Origin of the sequence: Kitasatospora sp. NPDC058406 (assembly GCF_042722765.1) — a bacterium.
Classification (GTDB): Bacteria; Actinomycetota; Actinomycetes; order Streptomycetales; family Streptomycetaceae; genus Kitasatospora.
In genome coordinates this window covers 1-6,071 of the sequence record NZ_JBHXKE010000381.1, presented here as the reverse complement: position 1 = coordinate 6,071, position 6,071 = coordinate 1, and the positions used below count along the sequence as shown (strand labels likewise).

Here is a 6,071-nt window from a genome sequence, read left to right as displayed (position 1 = left end):
GAAGAGCGAGGTCGGCGCCTTGCCGACGGCTACCAACGCACCCTCCAGCCGGGGCAGCCACAGCTCCATCGCGGCGGCGCTGCGGGTGTTGCCCATCGCCCGTGCCAGCTCGGGCACGGACGGGTCGGTGAGGGTGCAGACCACCTCGTTGTCGGCGGGCAGCCGCTTGCGGGTGACGCCGCTGGCGACCATGTTGACGTCGCAGAGGATCGGCGCGCCGGCGCGCAGGGCGGCACGGGCGGAGGCGACCACGCCGGGCGAGTACACCAGGTCCTCGACCAGGTCGACCATGCCGCAGGCGTGGATCATCCGCACGGCGACCTGGGAGACGTCCGCGGGGAGCGCGGCGAGGTCGGCCTCGGCCCGGATGGTGGCAAAGGACTGGCGGTAGATGGACGCGCCGTCCTTCTCGTACTCGATCACTTGGTGGTCCTCCTGGCCGCGGCGACCGCCACGGCCGTCTCCTCGTTCGTCAGATCGTTCACCGGGTCGTTCACCGGGTCGTTCGTGGGACTGCTCGCAGGGCTGCCCGTCGCGCTGCCCGCGGGACCGCCGGGCGGTTCCGGAGCGGTGCCGGACACCCTCACCCGGTAGCCCCGCCCGGTCGCCAGCACGTCCACCCAGCGTCCCGCCGGGTGGCCGCAGCGCCGCTCGCAGCCGGACCAGTGCACCGGCAGGACGCCGGTACCGGCCGGGGCGGCCGGCGCCACGGGGCCCGCCACCGCGGGGCCCGGCACCACGACGACCGGAGCCGCCGTCGCGTCCAGCGCCCGCGCCGCGTCCGTCCGGACGTCCGCGAGCGACTTGGCGCAGCCCGGCAGCCCGGTGCAGGCCGTGGCCCGGTCCCAGGCCGAGCCCGGTTCGGTACGGTACCCGGCCGCCGTCAGGGCGGGCAGCCGGTCGGCCGGGGCACCCGGCAGGACGGCACCGCGCCACGGGGTGAGCCGGAGCTCCCCCTCGGCGGCGGCGGCCAGGACGCGCCACTGCGCGGCGGTGGCCCGGCCGAACCGGAGTCCGACGGAGAGCCCGCCGGGCAGCGCGCCGAGCGGCACCGGCAGTCCGGGCAGGTCGGGCAGCGGGACGTCGCCGGGCGGCAGCAGGCCGGGGACCTCGCGCAGGTGCCAGGCCCCTGCCCCAGAGACGCGCAGGGCCTCCAGGAAGGAACGGGCGGCGTCCAGCGCCGCCTCCACCGCCCGGGCGGCGGGGACGGCGCGCGCGGTGGCGGCCCTGCCGAGGCGCAGCAGGGCGGTCCCGTCCCGGCCTGCGATCAATGTCACATCGGCGTCCAGCGCGGCGACGTCGCCGCGGCCGTCGTCCAGCGCGAACAGGAACTTGCCGGAGAGGCCGGTCGCCCACGGGCTCGCGCAGAGGCCGGCGTCCAGCGCGCGGGCCCAGGCGTGCACGTCGACGCCGGTGCGACCGCCGTCCGACGGGCCGGGCGAGGCCACGATGTTGCGCACCCGCTCGTGGGTGTCCGAGGGCAACAGGCCGGCGGCGCGCAGCCGTTCGCCGAGTTCGCCGCCGCAGTCCGGAGCCAGTCCGCGCAGCTGGACGTTGCCGCGCGAGGTGGTCTCCAGCGCGCCGTCGCCGAGCGCCTCCGCGGCGTCGGCCAGCGCCACGGCCTGACGGACCGTCAGAAGTCCGCCCGGCAGGCGGACCCTGGCCAGGGCGCCGTCGTCGGCGGTGTGCAGACGAAGCGCCCCCGGACAGACGTCCGCACGCCCCCGGTCGGGCGCGGCGGCGCCCGGCGTGACGGCGTCGGATGTCGGTGGCATGGCGGCGAGCATACCGATGATCCGATCGGATGCCGCCGTACCGAAGGTCACAGCACCGAGCCGGACCCGGTGCCGGAAGAGCGCCTTGCCGAAGGGCACTCCCCCAGGTCAGCCACACCCCGTACGATGCTGGCGGGCGGTCCCCGCAGGCCGCCCACACGCCAGCGACGGCGCAGGGGAGGAAACCGGTGCGAGCCCGGTGCGGTCCCGCCACTGTGACCGCGGTCCACCGGAACGCCGGGAGACCGCGGGAGCCAGGAACTCCTGCCGTCCTCCACCGGCCCGGGGCGCGGACCCCGAGGAAGGCTCGAAAAGCCATGCGCCGCCGCATGCCCGCTCCCGCGGTCCGGTCCACCGTGACTCGGCCGCTCCCCCTCCCTGCCCCAGGCGGGCCGGAGGGATCCGCCGGGCTCCCGGACCCGCCGTTGACGCACGCCCTCCCTGCCCGCCGCCGGGCCGGAGGGGCCCCCGCTCCGGTGTTCCGCCGTCCTTCGCCAGTCGCTCGTCACTCGTCACATTCCACGCCGGCGTGCCCTTCGGCTCGGGGCGCCTCCGAGGCCGGGAGGGCCTTCGCATGATCCTGCTGCTGTCGACGTCCGACACCGACCTGCTCAGCGCCCGCTCCGCCGAGGGACCGGTGCGCTACCGGCTCGGCAACCCGGCCCGGCTCACGCCCGAGGACCTGCCCGCCCTGGTCGACGGCACCGACCTGGTCGTGGTCCGCCTGCTCGGCGGACGCCGTGCCTGGCAGGAGGGCCTGGACGCGCTGCTGGCCGGCCCCCGCCCCGTCGTCGTCCTGACCGGCGAACAGGCGCCCGACGCCCAGCTGATGGAGCTGTCCACCGTGCCGGCCGGCATCGCCGCCGAGGCCCACGCCTACCTGGCGCACGGCGGCGCGGCCAACCTCGCCGAGCTGGCCGCCTTCCTCTCCGACACCGTGCTGCTCACCGGCCACGGCTTCGCGCCGCCCGCCTCCGCCCCCGCCTGGGGACCGCTGGAGCGCACCGCCCGCACCGACGGCGGCCCGGTCATCGCCGTGCTCTACTACCGCGCCCACCACATGAGCGGGAACACCGCCTTCGTCGAGACGCTCTGCCGGGCGATCGAGGACCGGGGCGCGCAGGCCCGGGCGTACTACTGCGCCTCGCTGCGCGGCGCCGAGGACGACCTGCTGGCCGCCCTCGGCGAGGCCGACGCCCTCGTCACCACCGTGCTGGCCGCCGGCGGCACCCGCCCGGCCGACGCGCAGGCCGGCGGCGACGAGGAGGCCTGGGACGCCGGCGCGCTCGCCGCGCTGGACCGGCCGATCCTCCAGGCGCTCTGCCTGACCTGGTCGCGCGCCCAGTGGGAGGCCAGCGACGACGGCCTCTCGCCGCTGGACACCGCCACCCAGATCGCCGTGCCCGAGTTCGACGGCCGCCTGATCACCGTCCCGTTCTCCTTCAAGGAGCTGGACGAGGACGGCCTCACCGTCTACGCCGCCGACCCCGAGCGCGCCGCCCGGGTCGCCGGCATCGCCGTCTCCCACGCCCGCCTGCGGCACATCCCGGCCGCCGAGCGCCGGCTCGCGCTCGTCCTCTCCGCCTACCCGACCAAGCACGCCCGGGTCGGCAACGCGGTCGGTCTGGACACCCCGGCCAGCGCGGTGCGGCTGCTGACCGCGCTGCGCGAGGAGGGCATGGACCTGGGCACCGGCCTGCCCGGGCTCGACGAGTCGGCCGAGGGCCAGCACGAGGGCGACGCCCTCATCCACGCGCTGATCGCCGCCGGCGGTTACGACCAGGACTGGCTCACCGAGGACCAGCTGGCCCGCAACCCCGTCCGTATCCCGGCCGCCGACTACCGCCGCTGGTACGCGGGCCTGCCCGAGGCGCTGCGCACCCGGGTCGAGGAGCACTGGGGCCCGGCCCCCGGCGAGCTGTACGTCGACCGCTCGCAGAACCCGGACGGCGACATCGTGCTCGCCGCCGTCCGCTCCGGCAACCTGCTCGTCCTCATCCAGCCCCCGCGCGGGTTCGGCGAGAACCCGGTCGCGATCTACCACGACCCGGACCTCCCGCCGTCCCACCACTACCTGGCCGCCTACCGCTGGATCGCGGCCGAGCAGGCCGACGGCGGCTTCGGCGCCCACGCGGTGGTCCACCTCGGCAAGCACGGCAACCTGGAGTGGCTGCCCGGCAAGACCGCCGCGCTCTCCGCCGAGTGCGGCCCCGACGCCGCCCTCGGCGACCTGCCGCTGGTCTACCCCTTCCTGGTCAACGACCCGGGCGAGGGCACCCAGGCCAAGCGTCGCGCCCACGCCACCCTGGTCGACCACCTCGTCCCGCCCATGGCCCGCGCCGACTCCTACGGCGACATCGCGCGCCTGGAGCAGCTGCTCGACGAGCACGCCAACATCGCCGCGATGGACCCGGCCAAGCTGCCCGCGATCCGCGCCCAGATCTGGACGCTGATCCAGGCCGCCAAGCTCGACCACGACCTCGGCCTGGACGAGCGCCCCGAGGACGACGGCTTCGACGACTTCCTGCTGCACGTCGACGGCTGGCTCTGCGAGATCAAGGACGCCCAGATCCGGGACGGCCTGCACGTCCTGGGCCAGGCCCCGGCCGGCACCGACCGGGTCAACATCGTGCTCGCCATCCTGCGCGCCCGGCAGATCTGGGGCGGCGTCAACGCCCTGCCCGGCCTGCGCGAGGCGCTCGGCCTGGACGAGTCCGCGCTCACCCTCGGTGCCACCGACGCGGCCGAGGCCGCGGCGCGCGAGCTGGTCGAGGCGATGGAGGCCGAGGACTGGGCCCCGGAGGCGGTCGAGAAGGTCACCGCCGAGCTGCCGGAGCAGGTCCGTACGGCGGTCCGCGAGGTGCTGGACTTCGCGGCCGCCCAGGTGGTGCCGCGGCTGGCCGCCACCACCGGCGAGCTGGACGCCGTGCTGCACGCGCTGCGCGGCGGCTTCGTCCCGGCCGGGCCGTCCGGCTCGCCGCTGCGCGGGCTGGTCAACGTGCTGCCGACCGGCCGCAACTTCTACTCCGTCGACCCGAAGGCCGTACCCAGCAAGCTCGCCTGGGAGACCGGGCAGGCCCTGGCCGCCTCGCTGGTCGAGCGCTACCGGGCCGACAACGACGGCGCCTGCCCGCCGTCGGTCGGGCTCTCGCTCTGGGGCACCAGCGCGATGCGCACCGCCGGCGACGACATCGCCGAGGCCTTCGCGCTCCTCGGCGTCCGCCCCGTCTGGGACGACGCCTCGCGCCGGGTCACCGGCCTGGAGCCGATCTCCCTGGAGGAGCTGGGCCGCCCGCGCATCGACGTCACGCTGCGCATCTCCGGCTTCTTCCGGGACGCCTTCCCGCACGTGGTCGCCCTGCTGGACGACGCCGTCCGGCTCGCCGCCGCCCAGGAGGAGGCGGAGGCCGACAACTACGTCCGCGCGCACGTCCAGGCCGACCTCGCCGTCCACGGCGACGAGCGCAAGGCCACCGTCCGCGTCTTCGGCTCCCGTCCGGGGACGTACGGCGCGGGCCTGCTCCAGCTGATCGACAGCCGCGACTGGCGCACCGACGCCGACCTCGCCGAGGTGTACACGGTCTGGGGCGGCTACGCGTACGGGCGCGGGCTGGACGGGCGGCCGGCCCGCGAGGAGATGGAGACCGCGTACAAGCGGATCACCGTCGCCGCCAAGAACACCGACACCCGCGAGCACGACATCGCCGACTCGGACGACTACTTCCAGTACCACGGCGGCATGGTGGCCACCGTGCGCGCCCTCACCGGCAAGGCGCCGACCGCGTACATCGGCGACTCGACCCGGCCGGAGACGGTCCGCACCCGGACCCTCACCGAGGAGGCGGCCCGGGTGTTCCGCGCCCGGGTGGTCAACCCGCGCTGGATCGAGGCGATGCGCCGCCACGGCTACAAGGGCGCCTTCGAGATGGCGGCCACCGTCGACTACCTGTTCGGGTACGACGCCACGACCGGCGTGGTCGCGGACTGGATGTACGAGAAGCTCACCCAGGAGTACGTGCTGGACCCGGTCAACCGGGAGTTCCTGGCGGACGCCAACCCGTGGGCGCTGCACGGCATCAGCGAGCGCCTGCTGGAGGCGGCGAGCCGCGGGCTCTGGGAGAAGCCGGACCCGGAGCTGATCGAGCAGTTGCAGGCGGCGTTCCTGGAGACCGAGGGTGACCTGGAGGGCGAGGACGGCTGATCCGCCCCGGGCGGTTCCCGCCCGTCGCCCCACCGTCCGGTGGTGTCCCCCGTGCGGCGCCCCCGAGACCACGCGGGCGGCGCACGGCGGTCGGC

Annotated in this window: 3 protein-coding genes and 1 riboswitch; of the genes, 1 reads left to right on the top strand and 2 read right to left on the bottom strand. The window is 75.9% G+C overall.

Annotated features, from left to right (window positions below; genetic code table 11):
* Together ACFWOG_RS38970 and ACFWOG_RS38965 are read right to left on the bottom strand one after the other, a co-directional pair.
* Nucleotides 1-423: precorrin-8X methylmutase (locus tag ACFWOG_RS38970; RefSeq protein WP_380364324.1), on the bottom strand; the 423-nt coding region annotated here is incomplete at its 3' end.
* On the bottom strand, nucleotides 420-1,775 hold the full coding sequence (locus tag ACFWOG_RS38965) for a hypothetical protein (protein WP_380364322.1): 1,356 nt from the start codon (nucleotides 1,773-1,775) through the stop codon (nucleotides 420-422). The genes ACFWOG_RS38970 and ACFWOG_RS38965, both read right to left, overlap by 4 nt.
* 178 nt (nucleotides 1,776-1,953) lie before the next feature.
* Nucleotides 1,954-2,039: riboswitch (cobalamin riboswitch) on the top strand.
* A 310-nt stretch (nucleotides 2,040-2,349) separates the two neighbouring features.
* On the opposite strand from ACFWOG_RS38965, the gene cobN reads away from it, so the two are divergent.
* Nucleotides 2,350-5,976 (top strand): cobaltochelatase subunit CobN, encoded by a 3,627-nt coding sequence (gene cobN, locus ACFWOG_RS38960; protein WP_380364320.1) that lies wholly within the window; start codon nucleotides 2,350-2,352, stop codon nucleotides 5,974-5,976.
* Nucleotides 5,977-6,071 lie beyond the last annotated feature (95 nt).

Coding starts and splice junctions, on each gene's coding strand:
- cobN (WP_380364320.1), top strand. CDS start 2,350: ATGATCCTGCTGCTGTCGACGTCCGACACCGACCTGCTCAGCGCCCGC.
- ACFWOG_RS38965 (WP_380364322.1), bottom strand. CDS start 1,775: ATGCCACCGACATCCGACGCCGTCACGCCGGGCGCCGCCGCGCCCGAC.